Origin of the sequence: Phaeobacter sp., from assembly GCF_022825805.1 — a bacterium.
In the GTDB taxonomy this organism is placed as follows: Bacteria; Pseudomonadota; Alphaproteobacteria; order Rhodobacterales; family Rhodobacteraceae; genus Phaeobacter.
In genome coordinates this window covers 23,040-46,040 of the sequence record NZ_JAJDWC010000033.1, presented here as the reverse complement: position 1 = coordinate 46,040, position 23,001 = coordinate 23,040, and the positions used below count along the sequence as shown (strand labels likewise).

Below are 23,001 nucleotides of genomic sequence, written 5' to 3'. Positions count from 1 at the left end.
CTCAGGCGTATCGGAGCCAGAACCTTCGACCAGATGTTCGACGCGCTTGCCGAAGTCTGCGACCTCTTCACCCCAGACGAATGCTACAACTACTTCTGCGATGCAGGATATGCCTCAACATAAGGGCTCAATGCATTAGGCTAACCGGTGTTTCTGGCGGCCCGGTGTTTATGACGGCTCTGTGCCGCCTGTCACTTTTCCAAAAAATACTCCCGCCCGATGCCCGGCAGGCGGCTTTGCCGCTGAGGGGGCAGCCGACGGGAGCAAATCATATGTGCCACGGCAATGGGCCGTGGCGGGAAAGACTTAGGCAGTCAGGCCTTCGGGCTCTTCCAGACCGTTGGCACGGCAGCAGGCGGTGACGGTGTTGGCCAGCAGGCAGGCAATGGTCATCGGACCAACGCCACCCGGCACCGGGGTGATGGCCCCTGCCCGTTCGGCGCAGCTTGCGAAATCGACATCGCCAACCAGCTTGTTCTTGCCGTCGCGTTCGATCCGGTTGATGCCCACGTCGATCACGGTGGCGCCTTCCTTGATCCAGTCGCCCGGCACCATTTCAGGGCGGCCCACAGCGGCAACCACGATATCGGCCCGGCGCACCACCTCTGGCAGATCCTTGGTGCGGGAATGCGCGATGGTCACGGTGCAGCTGTCGCCTAGCAGCAATTGCGCCATCGGCTTGCCGACGATGTTGGAGCGACCGATCACAACCGCATCCATGCCGGACAGCGACCCGTGGTAGTCGCGCAGCATCATCAGACAGCCCAACGGTGTGCAGGGCACCATGGACTTCTGACCGGTGCCCAACAGGCCCACGTTGGAGATGTGGAAGCCATCCACGTCCTTTTCAGGCGCGATGGAGTTGATGATCAGATCTTCGTTCAAATGGCCCGGCAGCGGCAGCTGAACCAGAATACCGTGCACCGCAGGGTCGTTGTTCAACTGATCAACAATCGCCAGCAGATCCGCTTCGGATGTATCCGCGTCCAGTTTGTGCTCAAAGGAGTTCATGCCCGCTTCAACGGTCTGTTTGCCCTTGGAGCGCACATAGACCTGGCTTGCGGGGTCTTCGCCCACCAGAACCACCGCAAGACCCGGGGTGATGCCGTGATCATCCTTCAGGCGGGCAACGTGACCTGCCACCTTGTCACGCACGCTGGCGGCAAACGCCTTACCATCAATAATGTTAGCTGCCATTGATTTAGTCCTCTTTTTGCGACCCGCTGCCGGTGACGCCTTACTCCTCGCGGATCACCCGTGCTTCACGGGCAATCGACCATTCCACCAGTTGCCGCCAGATCACTTCGATCAAATCAGGATCGAGCCCTTTGGCAGCTGCAGCGGTCCGGGCATTCATAACCACCTCTTCGACACGATCCGGGATCCGGGCTGGCCAGCCATTCTCCGTCTTCAGCGCGATGGCGCGATCGATATAGCTGGCCCGTTCAACCAGCAATGCAATCAAATCGCGGTCCAACCGGTCGATCTGTCGCCGCAAAGCCGCCATGTCGGCGCAGGCCTGCGGTGGGTGTCGTTCAGTCATCTCTCAAAACTCCTACGGCCCGAGGAACTCCCCGGGCCGCAGATTGCGCATATTGCGCTTTAGAACAAGCCTTCGATCTGGCCTGCGTCATTCAGTCGGATCGATTCCGAAGCTGGTTTGCGCGGCAGACCCGGCATGGTCATGATTTCACCGCAGACAACCACGATGAAGCCCGCACCAGCGGACAGGCGCACTTCGCGAACCGGAACCGAATGGCCGGTGGGCGCGCCGCGCAGGTTTGGATCGGTGGAGAAGGAGTATTGGGTCTTCGCCATGCAGACCGGCAGGTTGCCGTAGCCCGCGTCTTCCCATTCCTTCAGCTGGTTGCGGATTTTCTTGTCCGCCAGCACCTCGTCCGCACGGTAGATGCGCTTCGCGATGGTTTCGATCTTCTCGAACAGCGGCATGTCGTCCGGGTAGATCGGCGCGAAGTTTGCAGAACCGCTGTCGACGATCTCGACAACTTTTTCCGCCAGCGGCGCGGAGCCTTCGGAGCCCAGCTCCCAGTGACGGGACAGGACCGCTTCGACGCCGTGTTCGCCACAGTAGTCTTTGACCGCCTGGATTTCCGCGTCGGTATCGGTGACGAAGTGGTTGATCGCAACCACAACAGGCACACCAAACGACTTCACGTTTTCGATGTGACGGCCGAGGTTTGCACAGCCGGAGTTCACGGCTTCGACGTTTTCTGCACCCAGATCCGCCTTGGCAACGCCACCGTTCATCTTCATCGCGCGCACGGTTGCAACCAGAACAACCGCGTCGGGCGCGATGCCTGCCTTGCGGCACTTGATGTTCATGAACTTCTCAGCACCCAGGTCAGCACCAAAGCCCGCTTCGGTCACGACATAGTCAGCGACTTTCAGGGCGGTTTTGGTTGCGATGACCGAGTTACAGCCGTGCGCGATGTTGGCGAACGGGCCGCCGTGCACGAAGGCCGGGTTGTTTTCCAGGGTCTGCACCAGGTTCGGCTGCATCGCGTCTTTCAGCAGAACGGTCATTGCGCCTTCTGCTTTGATGTCGCGGCAGTACACAGGTGTTTTGTCGCGGCGGTAGGCCACGATGATGTCACCCAGGCGCTTCTCCAGATCCGACAGATCGGTTGCAAGGCAAAGGATCGCCATGACTTCGGAAGCCACGGTGATGTCGAAACCTGTTTCACGTGGGAAGCCGTTGGACACGCCACCCAGCGACGCGGTGATCTGACGCAGAGCGCGGTCGTTCATGTCGACCACACGGCGCCATGCAACACGACGGATGTCGATTTCGCACTCGTTGCCCCAGTAGATGTGGTTGTCGATCATTGCCGACAGCAGCGAGTGTGCGGATGTGATCGCGTGGAAGTCACCGGTGAAGTGGAGGTTCATTTCCTCCATCGGAACAACCTGTGCGTAACCGCCACCTGCTGCGCCACCCTTCATGCCGAAGTTCGGGCCGAGCGACGCTTCGCGGATACAGATCATCGCATTTTTGCCAATGCGGTTCAGACCGTCACCCAGACCAACGGTGGTGGTGGTTTTGCCTTCACCTGCGGGGGTCGGGTTGATCGCCGTCACCAGGATCAGCTTGCCGTCTGTCTTGTCCTGAACGGAGTTGATGAACTCCTGGCTCACTTTTGCCTTGTCGTGGCCGTAGGGCAGAAGGTTTTCGCTGGAAATGCCGATCTTTTCGCCGATTTCCTGGATGGGACGCTTCTGCGCCTCGCGGGCGATTTCGATGTCCGACTTGTAGCTCATGTCAGAGTTCCTGAATGTTGAGGTCGCAAATGATGACGGCACAGACGTGCCGGTTTCCCGCCAGACTTAGCCCTTCTGCGACATTCGGTGCGCGTGATTTCCGACATGATCGGTCATTGAAACGGCGTTCGATCACACTAGCACGGGGTTGTGATCGCCGATGCTGACGCTTTGACGCCTATTGGCTACACCGCCCGGCGACTCACGGAGACCAGGCTGGCTGGTCCGGCACAAACAGGCGCAGGCTCTGCCCCAGTTCGAGCCTGCCGGGCCGTTCAACCCAGGCCATGACACCGCGCCGCCCCTTTGCTGCGGGTTTGAATTTCGCACCGAAGCCTTTGTGATCCTTTTCAATTTCCTTGCCCGGAAAAATACAGGGACGGTTTTCCAGATCCACGGTCAGGGTCACCCCATCAGGCCCCTGCAAGCGGCTGGAGGGCGGCAGATGGCTCAGATCAGGGATGCCGCGCAGGACCAGCGTTGCCCCAAGATAGGTGGGATCCAGCTCTGCCATCCCCATCTCTTGCGCGATCAACTCCAGATCCTCTTGCGACAGAATGCTGAGCTGGCGCAGGTTGCGGATCTCCGTGCCGGCCGGATGCAGGTTGCGAACACGACCGCAGGCTTGGCGCTGTTCGCCATAATGCCGCTCACCTTCGATGCCCGCATAGGTCAGATCCAGGCGCGCCCCCGCCTTGGACCGCAGCCCAACCGTGGCCTCCGGCACATGGCCCAGCCAGACAATCTCGCCTTGGAAATCCGTTTCCTTCAAAATCGGCATCGCACCTCTCCAAACCTGAAATAACAGCCGTACCATAGGCCGCGGAGGCAGGCTCGCAACTGAAAAACCCGACCTCAGAAGAGATCGGGTTTCTCGCATGTCAGATGTGATCGGTCAGGATCAAGAGGACGGCTCCGGCTCCATCCCTGCCTCTGGCGGGGATTTCTTCGGCTTGGCCTTCGGGATCGCTGTCACCGAGGTCGCGCCGGTGTCGCTGTCGCCGCTTTCGCCATCGTCAAACTGCGGCGGCTCGCCCCGCATCACGCGCTTGATCTCGTCACCTGTGAGCGTTTCATACTCCAAGAGACCCTGGGCCAAACGCTCCCATTCCTCGTTCTTGTCCTTCAGGATCTGCAGCGCCTGATCATAGCCCTGCTGGATGAAGCGTTTCACCTCTTCCTCGATCAGCTCTTTGGTGTTGGCCGACACCGAGAACCCGGCGGTATTACCAGAATACCCCTCAGCTGCCTCGCGGTAGTCGATGTTGCCGACCTTGTCGGACATGCCCCACTGCAAGACCATCGCCCGCGCCAGAGCCGACGCCTGCTGGATGTCACCAGCGGGACCGTTGGACACGTGGTCTTCGCCATATTTGATCACTTCGGCCGCTTTGCCGGCCATGGTCATGGCAAGCTTCTGCTGACATTCATCACGGTGATAATTCAGGCGATCCATCTCCGGCAGGGACACAACCATACCCAGGGCACCGCCACGCGGGATGATGGTGGCCTTATAGACCGGATCACACAGCGGCAGCTCCAGGCCGACAACGGCGTGGCCCGCTTCGTGATAGGCAGTTTTTTCCTTTTGATCCTGCGTCAGCACCATCGAGCGACGCTCGGCCCCCATCATCACCTTGTCTTTGGCGGATTCGAAATCCTCCATCGTGACAAAACGACGACCAACACGCGCAGCCATCAGCGCCGCTTCGTTGACCAGGTTGGCCAGATCCGCACCGGAGAAACCAGGCGTACCACGGGCAATGATGCGCAGATCCACGTCCGGACCCAGCGGGGTCTTGCGAGCATGTACGCCCAGGATCTTTTCACGACCTTTGATGTCGGGGTTGCCAACGGTGACGTTACGGTCAAACCGGCCCGGACGCAGCAATGCCGGGTCCAGCACGTCTTTGCGGTTGGTGGCCGCCAGAATGATGACGCCTTCGTTGGCCTCGAAACCATCCATTTCCACCAGAAGCTGGTTCAATGTCTGTTCGCGCTCGTCGTTACCGCCGCCATAACCGGCGCCACGATGGCGGCCCACGGCGTCGATTTCGTCGATGAACACGATGCAAGGTGCGTTTTTCTTGGCTTGTTCGAACATGTCACGGACACGGGAGGCACCCACACCCACGAACATCTCCACAAAGTCGGAACCGGAGATGGTGAAGAATGGCACACCGGCTTCGCCTGCGATGGCCCGCGCCAGCAGCGTCTTACCTGTACCCGGAGGGCCCACCAGCAACGCGCCTTTGGGGATCTTGCCACCAAGGCGGCTGAACTTCTGCGGGTTGCGCAGGAACTCGACGATCTCTTCCAGCTCTTCTTTGGCCTCATCGATGCCAGCGACATCGTCAAAGGTCACGCGCCCATGCTTTTCGGTCAACATCTTGGCCTTGGATTTGCCAAAACCCATGGCGCCGCCTTTGCCGCCACCTTGCATGCGGTTCATGAAATAGATCCACACACCGATCAGCAGCAGGAAGGGCAGCAGCGTCAACAGGAACGACTGGAAGCCGGACTGCTGCTGCTTTTCTGCACGAACAGGAATGTTGTTTTCGATCAGCAGCGATGTCACCTCGGCGTCGCCAGGTTTGATCGTAATGAAGCTCTGATTGTCTGAGGTGGTGTAACGAACCTGTTCGCCATCCAGCGTCACCTGATTGACGTTGCCGTTCTCTACGGCCGCGACAAAATCGGAAAAGGTTCTTTCTCGGCTCTGCATCGTGTTGCTGGATCCGCTGAACAAATTGAACAGCGCCAAAACCAGTACGAACAGAACAACCCAGAATGCAATATTGCGTACGTTGCCCAAGGACAGTCTCCCAAAATGCAAGACGCAGCGAACCGGCGCCTTCGTTGTCCCTTAAAATAGGGATCCTTCGATAAGGTTCAATGCGATAAAAGTGATGCGAAGAACTCTTCTGCCTTGCGCACCGGTTCTGCGCGCCACCCATTGGCCTGCCCCGCCAACGGCGCGGCCACCAAATCATCGCCCCGCCACACCGCCGGTGTGGTCTCCAACACCGGGGTCGGAATGGTGCGATCACGCAGTGCGGCGCATGTTTTCAGCCCCGCGACACCCAGCGCGCGGATCTCGCAACCTGTCGCATCGCCACCATAAACACGCCACCGGCGGTCCCAAACCGCACCAGGCGCAACGGCCATCTTTGCCAGGGGCTTCAGCTCGCGGGTGATCCAGCTGCGTTTGGCGCGGGACACGATACGACACCCCGCCAAGGTGAAAGAGCCACCCTGCCGGATCGCCAGTTTCGCCAATCCCATCGGATCGCGCCGCGGCGGATGGTCGCCGCCTGCGATCCATTGGAACGCCCGCACCAGCAGGCGGTGGGCAATTTCATCCGGCAGCGTGCGAAACAGGCGCGAATCGACCACCAGGGCCTCGTCACGCACCTCCACCATGTCGCGAGCAGCCAGAAACGTGTACCAATCCAAGGCTTCACGGGCCGCACCAAGGTTGTGGGCAACCGATGCAAGCCGGTCCACTGTCAGCCCGATGGGGGCCAAAGCCTCCATCGCCTGACGGATGCGCACCCGTTCAAACCGGGTGTCACTGTTGCTTGGGTCTTCGGCCCAGGTCACGTTTTTGGCCCGCAGATAGTCGCGCAGCTGTGCCCGCGTAATGTCCAGCATCGGGCGCACCAGCGAAATGCCATCCTGCGCGCGCGACCGTGGCATCGCAGCCAGGCCTGACACACCGGCCGCACGGCCCAGGCGCATCAGCAGGGTTTCCGCCTGATCATCCGCAGTATGCCCAAGTGCAAGCGTGGTCAGGTCATGGCTGCGCGCCCAGTTGATCAACAGCGCATATCGGGCCCTGCGCGCCTCCTCCTGCAGATTGCCACCTGCGGGGTGATCGCGCCATTGCAGCACATCGTGGCGCGCACCAAGGCTCTGTGCTGCCTCGGCGACCAGCGCCGCCTCCTGCTGCACCTCTGGGCGCAACCCATGATCCACCGTCGCCACATAAAGACCAACACCGAGATCCGCAAAACAATCATGCAGCAGATACAAGAGCGCCATGGAATCGCCGCCCCCAGAGACGGCCACCCCCAGATGTTCCGGGAGATTGGAGCGAAACTGCCGCCGGATGAGCGCGTGGATATCGCTGTCTGCCCGGGCCAAGGCTCAGCTGCAGGCCAGTTTGCTGCGCTCGATCTGCGCCGCGCTCACCGCGGCCGAGCTGGGAAACCGGCTGGAGACTTCGGCAAGGGTGACGCAGGCCTGACTGGTTTGCCCCAATCGACCCAAGGCCGCACCCAAAGCAACCAGCGCATCTGGCGCGGTCTGTCCCGAAGGGCTGGCCGAAAACGCCGCCAGATAGGCCCGTGCTGCTTCGCGCGTGTCGCCCAATCCATCGAGGGATTTGCCGCGGTTGAACTCCGCCGCTGGGGTCAGGGGACTGCCGGGATACGCGAGGGTAAAGGCAATGAACTGATCTGCGGCCGCTTGGAATGAGCCAGCTTCAAAGGCTTCTTTTGCCGCATCAAAATCGCGCTGTTCGGCCACGGCAAGCTCCTGATCAGTCGGCAGGGTCGCAAGGCCGCTGTTGGCGGTGCCGCCCCCAGCCGCAGGATTGGTCGCGGCTGCCGTGTCAGCGCCCGCAACCGTGCCATTACCCGCCTGGCCATCACCCGCCTGCCCATCAACCACCTGGCCGTTTCCCGCCAGCCCAGTCTCCGCTTGCGTGCCGCCTGTCTGCGTCTCGCCCGATGCTGTGCCCGGCAGATCCGCCGCGCCAAGCGTTGTGGTCTCTCCCAGCTGGGAAATGTCGCCGCCTTCCAGCTCGACCAGACGGAACTCCAGATCCCCGATCCGATTGGTGCCATCCTGCACCACACGGTCGACCCGGAACGACAGTTGTTCGGTCTGCGCTGTCAGCCGTTGCAGCTCTGCCTCGATCGCGCCCACCCGATCCAGAACGCTGTTGCCGCCCAGGTTCGCCTGCGGGCTGCCAGTGGTCGACAATTCACGCTTCAGCCGTTGGATATCGACATAGAGCAGCGTCAGCTCCTGACGAATGTCAGCGAGGGTCTGCTGATCCGGCGTTTGCGCCTGCGCGCGCACAGGGGACAGCGCCAGCGCGGCAACCAGACCCAATGCAATCCATAGCGCCTTTGATGAAAACTTCACGGATCCAGCCCCTTTCATCATCGATTATCCAGTCCCAGTTTACCCGGTCAATCCGCCAGCCAGGACAGTCACCGCACGGCGGTTCTGCGCATAGCAGGCTTCGTTGGAGCAGATTTCAACCGGTCGCTCTTTGCCAAAGCTCACCACCTTGAGGCGGCTGCCAGCGATCCCTTGTGAAATCAAGAATTCCCGCGCGGCATTGGCGCGACGTGCGCCCAGAGCAAGGTTATACTCCCGCGTGCCCTGTTCGTCTGCGTGACCCTGAATGGTGACAATGAAATCGGGATTGGCCGTCAACCAGCGCGCCTGTCCGACCAGTGTGGATTTCGCCGCTTCCGACAGGCTGGACTGATCCACCGCAAACAGGACCCGGTCGCCGACTTCCTGCTGGAAATATGCAGGGCTCTGCGGATCCAATGCGCTGCCTGCGCCCAGCCCCGCGGCCCCAGGACCACCAACGCCCGCGGCATCGTCCCAGGGGTTGCCCGTGCATGCGCCAAGCGCCAAGAGCGCAGCCACCAAAATACCGTTCTTCAAACCACTCATGCTCTCTGCCTCATCCCATTCCCTGTTGTTGCACCAAAACTATCATAGGGCCGGTGCGGGTGCCACTTTGCTGTTTAGGCCGTTCTGCCGCTGGCCCTGCGTGCCGTATCCTGCTGCACAGATCCGGCGCTGGCCTTACTTCTGCAGCGGCGACCATGCCGGATCAGACGCCCCATCCGGCGTGCGCACCGGTTTCAGGTTGCGCCCTGAAATATCCACTGAATAGAGCAGCGCGCGGCCATTTTCGCCACGGGTTTCACGGGTGAACATGATCACCCGACCGTTGGGCGACCAGGTCGGCCCCTCATCCAGGAACGATGCCGTCAAAAGCCGCTCTTCGCTGCCGTCCAACCGCATGACACCGATGTGGAAGCGACCTTTGTTCTGTTTGGTAAAGGCCACCAGATCCCCGCGCGGCGACCACACCGGCGTGCCATAGCGACCCGATCCAAAACTGATCCGCCGAGCTTCCCCACCCGTCGCGGCCATCACATAGAGCTGGGGCGCGCCAGAACGGTCGCTTTCAAACACGATCTGACGGCCATCCGGTGAAAAGGAGGGTGCCGTTTCAATGGAGGGAGCGCTGGTCAGCCGCTGCCGTTGACCGGTCTCGATGTTGAGCGTGTAGATATCCGTGTTGCCGCCCTGCGCCTGCGAATAGACCACCGTGCGCCCATCAGGGGCAAACCTTGGCGCAAAGCTCATGATGCCCTCATCTGTGGACAACACCCGCCGTTGCACGCTGCCCACATCCAACACGTAGATCTGCGGCACTCCGCTTTCATAGCTGGTGTACAGCACCCGGTCGCCCGTGGGCGAAAAACGCGGCGCCAGCACGATGGCCGCGCTATTGGTCAGATACTGCACATTGGCGCCATCGTAATCCATAATCGCCAGCCGCTTGCGTCGGTCGTTTTTCGGCCCACTTTCAGAGACGAACACGACGCGGCTGTCAAAATAGCCGCTTTCGCCGGTGATGCGGCTGTAGATCACATCAGCCACCTTATGAGCCATGCGCCGCCAGCCATCTGTGGTGCCGGAAAACTGCAATCCCGTGCCCAACTCCCGCTCTGCAAAGACATCATAGCCTCGAAAGCGCACCGTCACCCGGTTGCCATTAACGCTCAGCCCGCCGGTGATCAGGGCCTGGGCGTTGATCGCCTTCCAGTCAGGAAAGCTGATCGGCGCGTCAAAGTTGTTGATCTTGGCAATCTGCGCCGAGGCCGGAATTTCGCGGAACAACCCCGTGCCGCTCAGGTCGGCGGCGATCACCCGGGACATCTCCCGCGCCAGCTCTGCCGCGGCGGGGGTTTCCGCCACAAAATCCGGCACTGCGTAGGGCAAAGGCTCAATGACACCATCCGTGATCTCGATCCGCAAAGGACCGTCCTGGGCCGCTGCAGTCTGTGCCGTTGCCATAAAGGCCGCCCCAACCAGGGCCGCGCCAATCGCGAGGCTCGCAAGATATGTCCTCATCTGATCCGCATCCTTTCGGGATTAAAGGTCATTTCGATATTACGCCACTGGGCGTATTTGTCAGACGGAAGTTGAAAACCGCTGGCACCACAGCGCAAAATCGCCCGTCGGGCTGCGCCAAAAGCCTGCGTCGCGGCTGCACCCGAACCGCCGGTGCTGGACAACAGGCGGATGCTTCCATCCTGCGGCCGCCCCTCCGGGCTGAGCGACACAGCCACAACAACCGTTGTGCGCAGCGCCTCAGACGACAGCGACCCCACGTTCCAGCATTTTTGCACCGCCAGCCGCAGCGCATCACGCTCGCCACTGGTGAGCGGCGGGCCAGAAGGCTCTGGCGCGATCACATCGGCACCCCCTGCGATGGCGGCAGCCAAGGCATCTTCGACCGCTGCAGCGCGATCCTCTGCGGGCTCTTCCGCAACCTCGGCCCTTGGTGGTTCGGGCGTCGGATCCGACACAGGCTCCGGGTCGGGTCGCCGTGGTCTGGATTGTGGGCGCAGGGAACGCGCAGGCGCGGCGCTGGCTCGTTGATCGTTCTCAGCTTCGATGTCTTCGGTCACGACCCGGTCATTCGCCGCGGCCTCTGCAGTCTGGTCCTGGGGCTGCTGCTCTGCCTCCTGGCCCTCGCCCGGTCCGATTTCGGGCTGCGCCACCTCATCGATGCGCACGTCCGGTTCTGGCGGCGCGATCGGTGTGGGCGCAACACGGTCAGCGGGACGCAACTGCGTGGTCTCGGCCACATCCGGCAGGATGGTCGCAGTATCCAGCGCATCCGACGGCACATCCAAAGGTGGTGGCGTTTCCGCAGGCTCCGCTGGAACCGGCTGTGGCGGCACTTCGGTCACTTCGCGATCAGGCGTGGGCGGCGCGACGGGCTCCGGTGGCTGCACGCTGGGTACTGCCGGATTTGCCTGCGGCCGCAACTCGGGCGAAGGTTCGGTATCGGGCGGGGTCAAGGCCGCGGCCTCCGCGCCGATCTCCGGTGCTGCGCGTTGCTGGGTCAGGCGTTCAAACGCCTGCTCAGAGATCAGCGACACTTCCTGAACCGTCACAGGTGGTGGCGCAGAAGAAAACCATCCGCCAACAGCCACCCAGCCTGCCAACAACCCGTGGCCTGCGAGGGAGATTTTGGTTCCGGTTTGCACGTCCGTGCCTCACCTACTGGTCGCTGCTAGGGGCAGAGCCATCAACAGCCGCGCCATCAACAACTGCACCATCAAGACTTGTGCCGTCAAAGCGCGGGCCACCCTGATCGGTGACCAAGCCGACACTGGAAAACCCACCGGCATTGAGCGCACCCATGACCTGCATCACCGCCTCATAGGCAATGGCACCATCGGCCCGCAAAAACACCTGATCTGATCGCCGCTCTGCTGCGATCGCCCGCAGCCGCACCACCAATTCCTCCGGATGCACCACCGTGGTCTGGATCTGGATTTCCCCGGTCGCCGTCATCGTAACGGTCAACGGCTCTTCTTCTTCGCCGGGCAAGGCGCCTGCCGCGGTCTTGGGCAATTCGACCGGCACGCCAACCGTCAGCAAGGGCGCCGCCACCATAAAGATGATCAGCAATACCAGCATCACATCCACAAAGGGAGTCACATTGATTTCCGACATGGGCCGCGCCCGGCTGCGCCGCCGCCCCCGGCGTCGTCCATTGGCCGCATTGGGTTGAACCGAGGCGCCCATGGGTCAGGAATCCAACTGCCGACTGAGGATGGTGGCAAATTCATCCGCAAAGGATTCATAGCTGCCGATGATGCGGTCGCTATCCGCGCTCAGCTTGTTGTAGAAAATCACCGCCGGGATCGCGGCCAGCAGGCCCAAACCAGTCGCCAAAAGCGCCTCGGCAATGCCCGGCGCCACAACGGCCAGGTTGGTGTTTTGCTGCTCGGCAATCTCGATAAAGGCGTTCATGATGCCCCAGACCGTCCCAAACAGGCCGACAAATGGCGTGGTCGAACCAATGGTCGCCAGGATCGACAGGCCACTGGTGATCTGATCGCTTTCCTTGGCAATCGCCACATCCATGGAACGTTCGATCCGGGACTGCGCCCCTGCAATCAACGCGCCATCCGTGCGGTGGCTGCGCCGCCACTCTGTCATGCCTGCCGCAAAAATCCGCTGCGACTGTCCCCGCGGCTGCGGCCCGATATCATCATAGAGCCCATCCAACGGCTCCCCGGACCAGAAAGCGCGATCAAACTCCGCTGCCTCGCGGCGCGCCTGACGATAATTGATCAGCTTCTGCACGATGATCCCCCAGGACCAGATCGAGGAGGCCACCAACATGATCATCACCAATTTCACGGTGAGGGTCGCGCGCTCGAAAAGACCCCACATGGAGAAATCAATCTCCTGCGCCAACGCCAGCGTTTCTGCTTCCATGGACCTGCTCTATCTTTTGCCCGCTCGACTGTGTCGCGACACGACGCCGCGCATCTCGGCCGGTTATTGTCGGTTTTATGGCTTTGATGTGGCAAAAGGCTAACGGAGTTCAACCGCAAAAGCCAAATGAAACAGGTGTGAACCGCGCAAATGTTACAGCAATGCGCGAATCTCTGCCGGCAACCGCAGCGGCGCGCCGCTCTCTGCGTTGACGCAAACAACCGTGACATTGGCACGAAACAGCACGGTTTCTCCACGCCAGACCTGCTGGTGCAGCATCAGCCGCGCAGGTGTCACATTGGTGATGTCGGTGGTGACCAGCAGATCTTCGTCAAACTTGGCCGGTGCGAGGTAATCGGCCTCAATCCGCCGCACCACCCAGATCAGCCCCGCCTCGCGCATGGCGTTCTGATCATTGCCCAGGTTGCGCACCCAATCGCTGCGGGCGCGCTCGATGAAGCGCAGATAATTGGCGTGATAGACGATGCCGCCCATATCGGTGTCTTCGTAGTAGACCCGCAGGGCAAAGCGATGCGCCGGTGTCGCTGCTGCGGCCTCCGCTGGGCCGCTCGTGGGATCCGACAGGTCCGACATCACGACCCTGACCCTGCCGATCCGGCATCTGCCGAGGACGCCGCAGATCCATCCTCAGAAGCTTCCGCCGCAGGGATTTCGATCGGCGACTGCAAGCGGGCAAACAGGCGCAGCGCGTGGGACGGGTCGACCGCCGCGACCGGCAACATTCGATCATAGGCGGCAGCAACTACTCCGGCGATATCGGGCCGCAAAATGGTCGCGCCACTCTCCGGGATCACAGCGAGCGGCGACATCTCGGCAAAAGCTTTGTCTCCCCACATCAGGATCGACTGCACCGCCTGGGTCAGCGCCAAGGTCTCCGCAGGCAGTTTTGCCATGGCACCAGACATCCGCAGAAAAACAAAACAGGCCTGGATCGCGCCATGATCATCAAATCGAAAGGCGCGGTACTGGCTCGCATCGGCCTCTTGCAAACGGGTCACCACATCGCCCAGATCCGGGATCAGACGATCCAGATCCGGCACCGCCAGCAGCTCATCCCACTCCCGGAAGAAAAAGAACATCAGATTGGAGCCCAGCTCCGGATCGGTCTCGGCCATCTGATGCCCCGCAAGGGTGACCACCGCCTCAATCGCGCCTTTCACAACGCCCAGCGTTTCATCTGCGACGCCAAACACAATCGGCGCAATCGGGCGACCCCAACGGGCAAACGCATAGGACCCATCAGGACGGGTGAACAGGGCTTCAATTTCACTCGGGCTCATCATGGTCTCCTCTGCGCGCGCCGCCTTCCGCTGCCGTTTAATGCCCGCTTGTCGTCCCGACAACAAGCCTGGTGGTTCTGCCACCGCCTCTCCGCATTTGCACGAGGATACACCCACCTCGGCCGACTTGGCTTGCCGGCGCCACCTTGGCGGTCATGACTTTCCGCGCCGGGCTTCCTCTTGCCAAAAATATCCCCGCTGGAGGCCGCGTCGCAGCTTGCTGCGGCGCGCATGACATTGGCAAAAATAGGTCAACCTATCTGACGGAATGTTTCGCGTGCGAAACATATGCTAAAATTGACTCTAATTTTTCAAATCAATCTTAACGCTTTGCACCCCTTTTGCCCTGTCAGCATAAAAGCAGCGCAACACGTCCGCGGCGGAGCCATCTCGCAACAATCATCGCTGTTTCCAACATCAGGCGCAGACCCGGCGCCCGAGGGCTGCCTCACAGCAACAGATCGCCCTGACTGCGCGGGGGTTGCAGGCCGAGATGCGCCCAGGCTTTATGCGCCAACATGCGGCCACGCGGCGTGCGCTGAATCAGACCCTGCTGCAAGAGATAAGGCTCAATCACCTCTTCCAGCGCATCTCGGCTCTCGCTCAAGGCCGCCGACATGGTTTCTATGCCCACAGGGCCACCGCCATAGTTCTCGGCGATCATCCGCAGATACCGCCGGTCCGCCCCATCCAGACCCAATTGATCCACCCCCAAACGGGTCAAGGCGCCATCAGCCAGCTCGCGGGTGATCTTACCGTCGCCTTCAACCACAGCAAAATCCACCACACGGCGCAGCAATCGGCCCGCGATCCGTGGCGTGCCACGGGCGCGGCGCGCAATTTCGCGGGCGCCGTCATCATCCGCGGGGGTGCCAAGTTTGCGGGCGTTGCGGCTGACGATCTCGAACAGCTCGTCCACCGTATAAAACTGCAACCGGGTCGGGATGCCAAAACGGTCCCGTAAAGGCGTCGTCAACAGACCCATACGAGTGGTCGCGCCCACCAGCGTGAAAGGCTGCAACTCGATCCGCACGGTCCGCGCGGCGGGCCCCTCACCGATCACCAGATCCAGCTCAAAATCTTCCATCGCGGGATACAGCACTTCTTCCACCGCAGGGTTCAGACGGTGAATCTCGTCGATGAACAGCACGTCGCGCGCTTCCAGGTTGGTGAGGATCGCGGCCAGATCGCCCGCTTTGGCCAGCACCGGACCAGAGGTCATGCGGAAATTCACCCCCAACTCCCGCGCCACGATCTGCGCAAGCGTGGTTTTGCCGAGCCCGGGCGGGCCATGAAACAACGTGTGGTCCATCGCCTCGCCGCGGCGACGGGCGCTTTCGATAAAGACGCGCAGATTGGCGCGGGCTTCGGCCTGACCGATGAATTCGCCCAGACCCTGCGGGCGCAGGGCGCGATCGGTGTCTCCGGCACTGTCTTCGGGCAACGGTGCAGGGCGAAGCGTGGGGTCGGCATCAATCATGGCAGCGTTTTCTCGCAATTGTTTGGTCCGGGCAAAGACCGGGCTGCGCCCAACCCGCTCCGTGATCCAGCGCGAAACAGGAAAGCGCTGCGCAGACAGCCATGCTCCGGTGCTGTTCTAATAGGTGCCATCATCACCCTTTCGGCGCCAGCAGACGCAGGGCGGCACGGATCAGCTCGGCCTCATTGGCGTCGGGATAGGTGGCCGCAGATTCGGCAACCGCCGCCGCCGCATCAGAGGAACCATAGCCAAGGTTGCCCAGTGCCGAAAGCGCCCCGGCAGAGGCGGCAGCCGCCCCTGTTGGTGCCTTGGGCGGGGCTTTGCGACGTGTGGGTTTCGCGGCTGTGGCTTCGGGCGCAGGCTCCACCACATCCAGATCCGGGCCGTCCATCGCGTCCGCCACTGTGCCGCCCATGGCCATCACGCCCGGTGCCTTATCCTTCAGGTCCAGCACGATGCGCTGCGCCGTTTTGGGGCCCACCCCTTTGGCCGCCTTCACCGCAGCCCAATCGCCAAGCGCGATGGCACGGCTGACTCCATCGGGGCCAAGTGCGCCGAGAATGGCCAGTGAGACCTTGGCACCAACGCCCTGGACCGATGTCAGAAGCCGATGCCATTCTTTTTCCACAAGCGAGGGGAAGCCATAAAGCTGCATCAGGTCTTCGCGCACCACCAGATCGGTATAGAGCGCCACAGCTTCGCCCGCGCCGGGCAAGGCCGCCAGGGTGCGTTCGGAGCAGAACACAATATAGCCAACGCCGCGCACATCGATCAGCACATGGTCGGTGCTGCGATACTCCAACCGCCCGGTGAGTTTTCCGATCACGCGCGTTTCTCCTTTAGTTGACGCTGCTGGGTGCCGCCATAAAAGGCATGGCAGATGGCAATGGCCAGCGCATCCGCCGCATCTGCGTTTTTGGGCAAACAACCGGGCAATTGCAACTTCACCATATGCAGGATCTGCTCCTTGGCGGCATGACCAACGCCCACCACGGTCTTTTTGACCCGGTTTGGCGCGTATTCCCCAACCGGCAGACCGGCCTGGGCCAGCGTCATCAGAGCAACGCCACGGGCCTGACCGAGCTTCAGCGTGCCGGCGCCATCCTTGTTCACGAATGTCTGTTCGATGGCGGCCTGATCGGGGCGGTAGGCGGCAATGATCTCGGTGACCTGATTGTGCAGCGACAACAGCCGCTCGCCCAGATCGTCGCCATCAGAGGTGCAAACCCCGTTGGCGACATGGCTGAGCCGACTGCCCTGTGATTCGATCACGCCCCAACCGAGGTTCCGCAACCCCGGATCGATGCCCAAAATTCGCATGTCTGCCCATTCCTCGCCCGTCCAGACCGATTGTCGGCCTGCACCCGGCGTATCTCCGGGTGGTCATCTTTGTCGCAGGGATAGCACAAAACGCGAACATATCCAACCGCTTTCCCGCCCCAAGGGGGCCGTGTGAGCTGCCCGAAGACCCGCAAAGGTAGCGTCTTTTCGGCGCGAACGGGCAAAACCTATTCTGAATACGACCACCCACAATATTGAAACCGACATTCCCGCCAAAAGGCGAAAAAATGGCGCGAATTCCCTTGTTTTTATGGGCAATCAGCCATGCAATTTCTGCATATGACACATGCATTTTCAGCGATTGTCGCCGTCAAATTCCAACTCTATGTGCCGTTCATCGCACAGAGCGAACGATTCATTACAGAACTCGAAAGGACGAGGACATGGCCGCTTTTGATACCACCCGCACCACCTATGGCTCCGGCAACCTGTTTGGCCGTGTCGCCGCAGTGATTGGCGCCGTTGCTTCCACCGTTGTCGATTGGAACGACGCACGGATGACCCGCAACACGCTGAACAAACTGACCGACCGCGAACTGGCCGATATCGGCATGATCCGCAGCGATATCGACGCTGTCGCGACTGGCCGTCCGCTTGGCTAACCCTCCCCTGGGCTAACCCTGAGCTAACCCTGAGCTAACCTCGGGCTAACGCCGGGATCCGGCCAGCTTCAGGATCGCGGGCCACAAGCAGCGCCTGCGCCGTCCGCTGGCTGATTTATAGCTCCCTTGTTTCCAGCGACCCTGGCCCGTTCTCCCACGGGCCACCTCCTCCCTCGGGTGCTGCTGGAAACGAAGAACGCCGCCTCTTTACAGAGAGCGGCGTTTTCTTTTGGGTCCTGACATGCTGGCCGTTGCGACCAGATCAGGCCAGGATGCTGGCGGCTGGAACCCTGCTGCGTCGGACATAGCTGCGCGGTCGATGATCTGCGGATGCCCCCCAGCGCCCACAGACTGACCCGACAGCCTGCCCCTCTACCGCAGCACAGGTCCGATCTTTTCGGCGATGAACTGCGATACGGGATCGCGCTCCATCACAAAGGCGCCTGCCCGTTCAAGGGCCGTGCCCTCGCGCAGTTGCGCCACGCGAAAATCATAGCTTCCAAATCCAAGGGTTGCCAAAAGGAACCCTTTGAACAGGAAGAAGGCCGCGACGAAGAGGATCAGCGAGCGCCCGGAAATCCGGGACTGGATCCGCTTGGGTTTGACAACCACCAAACCATCGGCGCGGACACGTGCTGTGTACCCGCGTGACGCCATGGCCTCGTGCTTTCGCTCCAAACGATCCAGGCGAGCGTAAAAAGAGTTGCTCTGTTCACCCATACCAAACCTCGCAATGGCTCCCACCATCCGCTGGTTAAAGCTTAGGTAGGTAATGCGTCGATTTTGGGGCGCATCGTTAAAATGCTCAACAAAGTTGAACGAATTACGGCGTTTTCTGCAAAATCAGCGTGGTCCAGTCACCAATGGAGGTGCTTCGCACCAGATTGGTTCCATTCTGTGCATAAACAGCGATGACCTCTTCGGCCTGATCGTTTAGCAAACCGGACAGAATCGCATATCCTTCGGGACGCAGATGCGCCGCCATATCCGGCGCCAGAGCCACCAGCGGGCCTTTCAGGATGTTGGCAAAGATCAGATCAAACGGCGCGGCAGCAGCCAATGCGGGCGCGTCAAAGCCTGCCGCTTCCAGACAGTGGACGCGGCCTTCCATGCCGTTGGCTTTCAGATTGGCTTCGGCCACATCCACAGCGACCTGATCGATGTCGCTGGCCAAGATCTTTGCGTCCCACACCCGCGCGGCGGCCATCGCCAACACCGCGGTGCCGCAGCCGATGTCTGCGACGGTGTCGGCCTTGAACCCTTCGGTCATCAATTCGTCCAGCGCCTTCAGGCAACCCAAGGTGGTGCCATGGTGGCCGGTGCCAAACGCCATCGCGGCCTCGATCAGCAGCGGGATCCGATCGTCAGGGACCTTATCTGCGTCGTGGCTGCCATAAAGAAAGAACCGACCGGCCTCCACCGGGGCCAATTCACGGCGCACATGGGCGACCCAATCGGTTTCGGGCAATTCGGAGATCACGAAAGGTTGGGCGTCAAACATCGTGGCCAACAGCGCCAGCCCCGCCTCATCCGGGGTTTCGAGGAAGTAGCCACCAACCTCCCACAGACCGGAGCCGTCCTCGACCTCGAAAACGCCAAGACCGGTGGGTTCCGGTGCCAGGCGTTCCATGGCCTCGCCGAGTGCTTCGGCGGCAGCTTTTCCGCTGAGGGTGGTGAGCGCTGTAAAGGTCGGCATGTTTGTCTCCGCACAAAGGTTGCCCTGCGGGTAGGCTGCTCTGCGCCTTAGGTCAAGGGGCAGAGGTGTCGTTGTTGGCCTGCCGTTCCGGGATCAGTTGGCAGGCTCGGCGCGGCGCCATTGCGCAAAGATCGTCTCATTCCCCGGTTCCGGGTGGCGCGGGATCAACAGCGCCAGACACAGCGAGCCAAGCGCCATACAGGCCGCCAGGGCAAACACCGCCGCCGGGGAGACGACCCACAAGAGCCCCAGAAACACCGGCAGGAAGACCGCAGCGATGTGGTTGATGGTAAATGCCACGGCCGCTGTTGGTGCAATATCCGATGGATCGGCGATCTTCTGGAAATAGGTTTTCAGTGCCAGCGCCAGGGCAAACAGAATGTGATCCACCACATACAACACACCCGCCAGCATCACGCCCCAGCTGAACCAGTACAGCCCGCCGTAGGCCGCAAACACGATGGCAAGCCCCGCGTATTCAAAGACCAATGTCCGCCGTTCACCAAAGTGACCAACCGCGCGCCCCAAGAGCGGCGCCACCAGAATGTTGATGACAAGATTGATCAGGTACAGACCGGTGAGCTCATGAACGTCGAAGCCGAATTTTTCGACCATCATGAAGCCTGCAAAAACGACAAAGATCTGCCGCCGGGCACCGGCCATGAATTGCAGCGCATAATACAGCCAATACCGCCGCCGCAGGATCAGTTTCTTGGTCTGCGGATGGGGCGCGTCGAATTGCGGATAAGCGACCATGCAGAACAGCGCCAGACCCACGGTCAACCCGCCCGAGAGCATGAAGACCATATTGTAAGTCAGCCCCAAAGGCTCCCACAGCAGCGCGATCAGCCCGTAGACCACCAGGGTCGCGCCCGATCCGGCAGCAACCAACCATCCCAGGATCTGTGGCGCCCTTGCCTTTGGCAACCATTGCAGCTGCAGCGACTGGTTCACCGTTTCATAGTAGTGAAACCCGATCGAGCTGAGCAGGGTAACCACAAGAATGCCACCGAGGCTGGGAAACCAGGCAGTCACGGCGGTTGCGGCGCCGAGCATCGCCAAAGAGACCAGCCCCAACACCTGTTCGCGCACAAAGAGGATCACGGCGATCACACCGATGGCGAGAAAGCCCGGGATTTCGCGCACTGTGTGCAACAGACCGATGTCAGCGCCATCGAACTGGGCGGCCTCAATCACGAAGTTATTCAGCAGGGCAGACCATGTGTTGAAAGCAATCGGCATGGTCAACGCCATCACAAACAACAGCGCGGTGGGTCGGCGCCAAAATGGCAGCGCGCCAGCGGACTCGGTGGAAACAGGTTTAAACATAGCTTCGCTCTACGCCGATTGTGGCAGAGTGGCGAGCATAAAATCCCGCTGCACATAAGATCTGCGCTGATGCACGGGGGCCTGCTGCGAGATCAGAGGAAACTTTGCGGATCGATATCGACGCTCAGCCGCATATCACCTTTCAGGCGGACCGGCCGGATCCATTTCGAAATCGCATCCTGCAGCGGCACGCCTTTGGCGGCTTTGATCAGCAGACGCAGACGATGGCGGCCGCGAATGCGCGCAATCGGCGCCGGAGCCGGGCCGAACACCTGCGCCCCGATCTGGCGCAGCGGACCATCGTTGCGGGCAAGCGAAATCCCCAGATCGGTGACCGCAGGCAGATCGGGCCCCGACAGGATGATGCCCGCCATACGGCCGTAGGGCGGCATGCCCGCGGCCTGGCGTTCACGCGCTTCGGCCTGCCAGAATGCCTCCTCGTCGCCAGACAGGATCGCCCGGATCACCGGATGTTCTGGCTGAAACGTCTGCATCAGCGCCTCGCCCGGCTTTTCGGCCCGCCCGGCGCGCCCAGCGACCTGTCGCATCAGTTGAAACGTGCGCTCGGCGGCACGCAGATCAGCGCCCTGCAGCCCAAGGTCTGCGTCAATCACCCCCACAAGCGTCAGCAGCGGAAAATTGTGCCCCTTCGCCACCAGCTGCGTGCCCAAGACGATGTCGGCCTCACCAACGGCAATTTCTTCGATACGGGCCTTCAGGGCGCGGGCCGAACCAAAGAGATCGGAGGACAGAACAGCGATACGAGCTTCGGGGAACAGGGTCGCCGCCTCTTCGCCGAGCCGTTCGATACCCGGGCCAACCGGCGCCATCTTGCCCTCGACATGGCAGGTTGGGCAGACTTCCGGGACCGGTTTTGTCTCCCCGCATTGGTGACACATCAACCGTTTCAGGAACCGGTGCTCGACCATGCGAGCATCACAATGATCACAGGTGACATGGCCGCCACAGGCCCGACAGATCGTCACCGGCGCAAAGCCGCGGCGATTGAGAAACAGGAGCGATTGCTCACCCTTCTCCAGACGGGTGGCCATTGCCGCACGCAGGGTGGGCGAGATCCAGGTGGAGGGCGCGAGCTGTTCGGCACGCATGTCGATGGCGCGCATATCAGGCAGCACCGACGCCCCGAACCGGGATTTGAGATCAAGACGGTTGTATTTGCCCGCCTCCGCATTGGCCCATGTCTCCAGCGACGGGGTCGCAGAGGCCAATACCACCTGCGCCGAACACATCGCCGCCCGCAACACCGCCATATCGCGGGCATTGTAGCAGACGCCATCGTCTTGTTTGTACGAGGTGTCGTGTTCCTCATCCACGATGATCAGGCCAAGGTTCTGATAGGGCAGAAACAGCGCCGAGCGCGCGCCGATCACCAATTGCGCCTGCCCCTGTCCCACCATGCGCCAGACCCGGCGCCGTTCGGTCATGGTCGCGCCTGAGTGCCATTCCGCCGGGGTCGCCCCAAAGCGTTGCTCCACCCGTTTCAGGAACTCCGCCGTCAGGGCAATTTCCGGCAGCAGCACCAGCGCCTGACGCCCGGCCCGCAGCGCGGCGGCCACCGCTTCCAAGTAGACTTCGGTTTTGCCAGAACCTGTGACACCTTTCAGCAGCGTTGTGCCATAGCGCCCGCTGGCCACGCCCTGATCCAGTGCCGCCGCCGCTGCCGCCTGATCTTCGGTCAGGGATTTGCCGGGTCGATCCGGGTCTAGGCGCGGATAGGGCAGATCCCGCGGCGCGTCTTCCTCGCGCAGCACATCCTGTTTCACCAGGCCTTTGATCACCGAAGTGGTGACACCGGCCAAATCAGCAAGCTCTTTGGCGGTGAAGGCCAGACCACCATACTCTTCAACCGCATTGAGCACCCGCTGTCGCGCATCGGTCATGCGATCGGGCAGCGTTTGGGTCGGGCGCAGCACCTTGCGCATAGAGACCGGATCAGACAATCCCGGCGCCCGTGTTGCCAGACGCAGCATCGCAGGCAGCGGGGTCAGGGTGTAATCCGCTGATTTGGTCAGAAACTGGCGCATCTCATCGCGCATCGGGGCCACATCCAGCACACGGTTCACAGGGCGCAGTTTGGCCGAATCGAAATCGCCTGCGCCCGGCCCCCAGATCACCCCAAGAACCCGGCGCGGCCCCAGCGGCACCTCGACATAGGCACCCAGATGGCAACCGCCTTCTGGCGCGCGGTAGTCCAGAACGCGATCCAGCGGCTGCGTGGTCAGAACGCCAACCCTTTCGCCTTCGTGAAAAAATGCCTGCTCCTGCACGCGGTTCGCCTTTCGTTGTTGCACCTGGAGAGCCCGGAGCCCACCGCAGCCCGCCCGCGCCCCCGCTACGGGTCCGCCACGGGACCGTCGCAGGGACGTCACGGGGGTTTTTAAACCCTGC

22 protein-coding genes are annotated in these 23,001 nt (G+C 61.4%); 1 reads left to right on the top strand and 21 read right to left on the bottom strand.

Annotated features, from left to right (window positions below; translation table 11 throughout):
* Positions 1–306 precede the first annotated feature (306 nt).
* The 17 genes from folD to ruvC all read right to left on the bottom strand — a co-directional run bounded on the left by folD (position 307) and on the right by ruvC (position 16,944).
* On the bottom strand, positions 307–1,197 hold the full coding sequence (gene folD / locus Q0C28_RS03950; RefSeq protein ID WP_293573353.1) for a bifunctional methylenetetrahydrofolate dehydrogenase/methenyltetrahydrofolate cyclohydrolase FolD: 891 nt from the start codon (positions 1,195–1,197) through the stop codon (positions 307–309).
* Positions 1,198–1,237: 40 nt separating this feature from the next.
* A complete protein-coding gene (locus tag Q0C28_RS03945) occupies positions 1,238–1,543 on the bottom strand; it encodes a chorismate mutase (RefSeq protein ID WP_293573352.1) in 306 nt (101 codons plus the stop codon).
* Positions 1,544–1,602: 59 nt separating this feature from the next.
* On the bottom strand, positions 1,603–3,279 hold the full coding sequence (locus Q0C28_RS03940; protein WP_293573351.1) for a formate--tetrahydrofolate ligase: 1,677 nt from the start codon (positions 3,277–3,279) through the stop codon (positions 1,603–1,605).
* A 202-nt stretch (positions 3,280–3,481) separates the two neighbouring features.
* Positions 3,482–4,060, bottom strand: coding sequence for a sulfurase (locus Q0C28_RS03935; RefSeq protein WP_293573350.1), 579 nt, complete (start codon positions 4,058–4,060; stop codon positions 3,482–3,484).
* A gap of 120 nt (positions 4,061–4,180) precedes the next feature.
* Positions 4,181–6,094 (bottom strand): ATP-dependent zinc metalloprotease FtsH, encoded by a 1,914-nt coding sequence (gene ftsH, locus Q0C28_RS03930; protein WP_293573349.1) that lies wholly within the window; start codon positions 6,092–6,094, stop codon positions 4,181–4,183.
* A 77-nt stretch (positions 6,095–6,171) separates the two neighbouring features.
* Complete coding sequence (gene tilS / locus Q0C28_RS03925) at positions 6,172–7,425, bottom strand: tRNA lysidine(34) synthetase TilS (protein WP_293573348.1); 1,254 nt, start codon at positions 7,423–7,425, stop codon at positions 6,172–6,174.
* A gap of 3 nt (positions 7,426–7,428) precedes the next feature.
* Entirely contained in the window at positions 7,429–8,433 is a 1,005-nt protein-coding gene (ybgF, locus tag Q0C28_RS03920; RefSeq protein ID WP_293573347.1) for a tol-pal system protein YbgF, read from the bottom strand.
* A gap of 39 nt (positions 8,434–8,472) precedes the next feature.
* Positions 8,473–8,979, bottom strand: a complete 507-nt coding sequence (gene pal / locus Q0C28_RS03915; RefSeq protein WP_293573346.1) for a peptidoglycan-associated lipoprotein Pal — start codon at positions 8,977–8,979, stop codon at positions 8,473–8,475.
* 135 nt (positions 8,980–9,114) lie between these two features.
* Positions 9,115–10,398: a Tol-Pal system beta propeller repeat protein TolB gene (tolB, locus tag Q0C28_RS03910; RefSeq protein WP_293573354.1), complete on the bottom strand. Its 1,284-nt coding sequence runs from the start codon at positions 10,396–10,398 to the stop codon at positions 9,115–9,117.
* A gap of 53 nt (positions 10,399–10,451) precedes the next feature.
* On the bottom strand, positions 10,452–11,600 hold the full coding sequence (locus Q0C28_RS03905) for an energy transducer TonB (protein WP_293573345.1): 1,149 nt from the start codon (positions 11,598–11,600) through the stop codon (positions 10,452–10,454).
* Positions 11,601–11,613: 13 nt separating this feature from the next.
* A complete protein-coding gene (gene tolR / locus Q0C28_RS03900; protein WP_293573344.1) occupies positions 11,614–12,144 on the bottom strand; it encodes a protein TolR in 531 nt (176 codons plus the stop codon).
* Positions 12,145–12,147: 3 nt separating this feature from the next.
* Positions 12,148–12,843 carry a protein TolQ gene (gene tolQ, locus Q0C28_RS03895; protein WP_293573343.1) on the bottom strand — a complete coding sequence of 232 codons (696 nt, stop codon included), beginning with the start codon at positions 12,841–12,843 and terminating at the stop codon, positions 12,148–12,150.
* Between the two features lie 153 nt (positions 12,844–12,996).
* Positions 12,997–13,437 carry a tol-pal system-associated acyl-CoA thioesterase gene (gene ybgC, locus Q0C28_RS03890; RefSeq protein ID WP_293573342.1) on the bottom strand — a complete coding sequence of 147 codons (441 nt, stop codon included), beginning with the start codon at positions 13,435–13,437 and terminating at the stop codon, positions 12,997–12,999.
* Entirely contained in the window at positions 13,437–14,147 is a 711-nt protein-coding gene (locus Q0C28_RS03885) for a hypothetical protein (RefSeq protein ID WP_293573341.1), read from the bottom strand. Before Q0C28_RS03885 ends, ybgC begins: the two co-directional genes overlap by 1 nt.
* 445 nt (positions 14,148–14,592) lie before the next feature.
* A complete protein-coding gene (ruvB, locus tag Q0C28_RS03880) occupies positions 14,593–15,624 on the bottom strand; it encodes a Holliday junction branch migration DNA helicase RuvB (protein ID WP_293573340.1) in 1,032 nt (343 codons plus the stop codon).
* A 133-nt stretch (positions 15,625–15,757) separates the two neighbouring features.
* On the bottom strand, positions 15,758–16,450 hold the full coding sequence (gene ruvA / locus Q0C28_RS03875; protein ID WP_293573339.1) for a Holliday junction branch migration protein RuvA: 693 nt from the start codon (positions 16,448–16,450) through the stop codon (positions 15,758–15,760).
* On the bottom strand, positions 16,447–16,944 hold the full coding sequence (ruvC, locus tag Q0C28_RS03870) for a crossover junction endodeoxyribonuclease RuvC (RefSeq protein ID WP_293573338.1): 498 nt from the start codon (positions 16,942–16,944) through the stop codon (positions 16,447–16,449). Before ruvC ends, ruvA begins: the two co-directional genes overlap by 4 nt.
* Positions 16,945–17,348: 404 nt before the next feature.
* Between ruvC and Q0C28_RS03865 the strand changes: the two genes are divergently transcribed.
* Positions 17,349–17,567, top strand: a complete 219-nt coding sequence (locus tag Q0C28_RS03865) for a DUF1127 domain-containing protein (RefSeq protein WP_293573337.1) — start codon at positions 17,349–17,351, stop codon at positions 17,565–17,567.
* Between the two features lie 372 nt (positions 17,568–17,939).
* Here the strand turns inward: Q0C28_RS03865 and Q0C28_RS03860 are convergent, their stop codons facing one another.
* The 4 genes from Q0C28_RS03860 to Q0C28_RS03845 form a co-directional block, all read right to left on the bottom strand.
* Complete coding sequence (locus Q0C28_RS03860) at positions 17,940–18,287, bottom strand: hypothetical protein (RefSeq protein WP_293573336.1); 348 nt, start codon at positions 18,285–18,287, stop codon at positions 17,940–17,942.
* A gap of 103 nt (positions 18,288–18,390) precedes the next feature.
* Positions 18,391–19,263 carry a 50S ribosomal protein L11 methyltransferase gene (locus Q0C28_RS03855; protein WP_293573335.1) on the bottom strand — a complete coding sequence of 291 codons (873 nt, stop codon included), beginning with the start codon at positions 19,261–19,263 and terminating at the stop codon, positions 18,391–18,393.
* Between the two features lie 93 nt (positions 19,264–19,356).
* Positions 19,357–20,592 carry an MFS transporter gene (locus tag Q0C28_RS03850; RefSeq protein ID WP_293573334.1) on the bottom strand — a complete coding sequence of 412 codons (1,236 nt, stop codon included), beginning with the start codon at positions 20,590–20,592 and terminating at the stop codon, positions 19,357–19,359.
* A 92-nt stretch (positions 20,593–20,684) separates the two neighbouring features.
* Entirely contained in the window at positions 20,685–22,880 is a 2,196-nt protein-coding gene (locus tag Q0C28_RS03845; RefSeq protein ID WP_293573333.1) for a primosomal protein N', read from the bottom strand.
* Between the last annotated feature and the right edge of the window lie 121 nt (positions 22,881–23,001).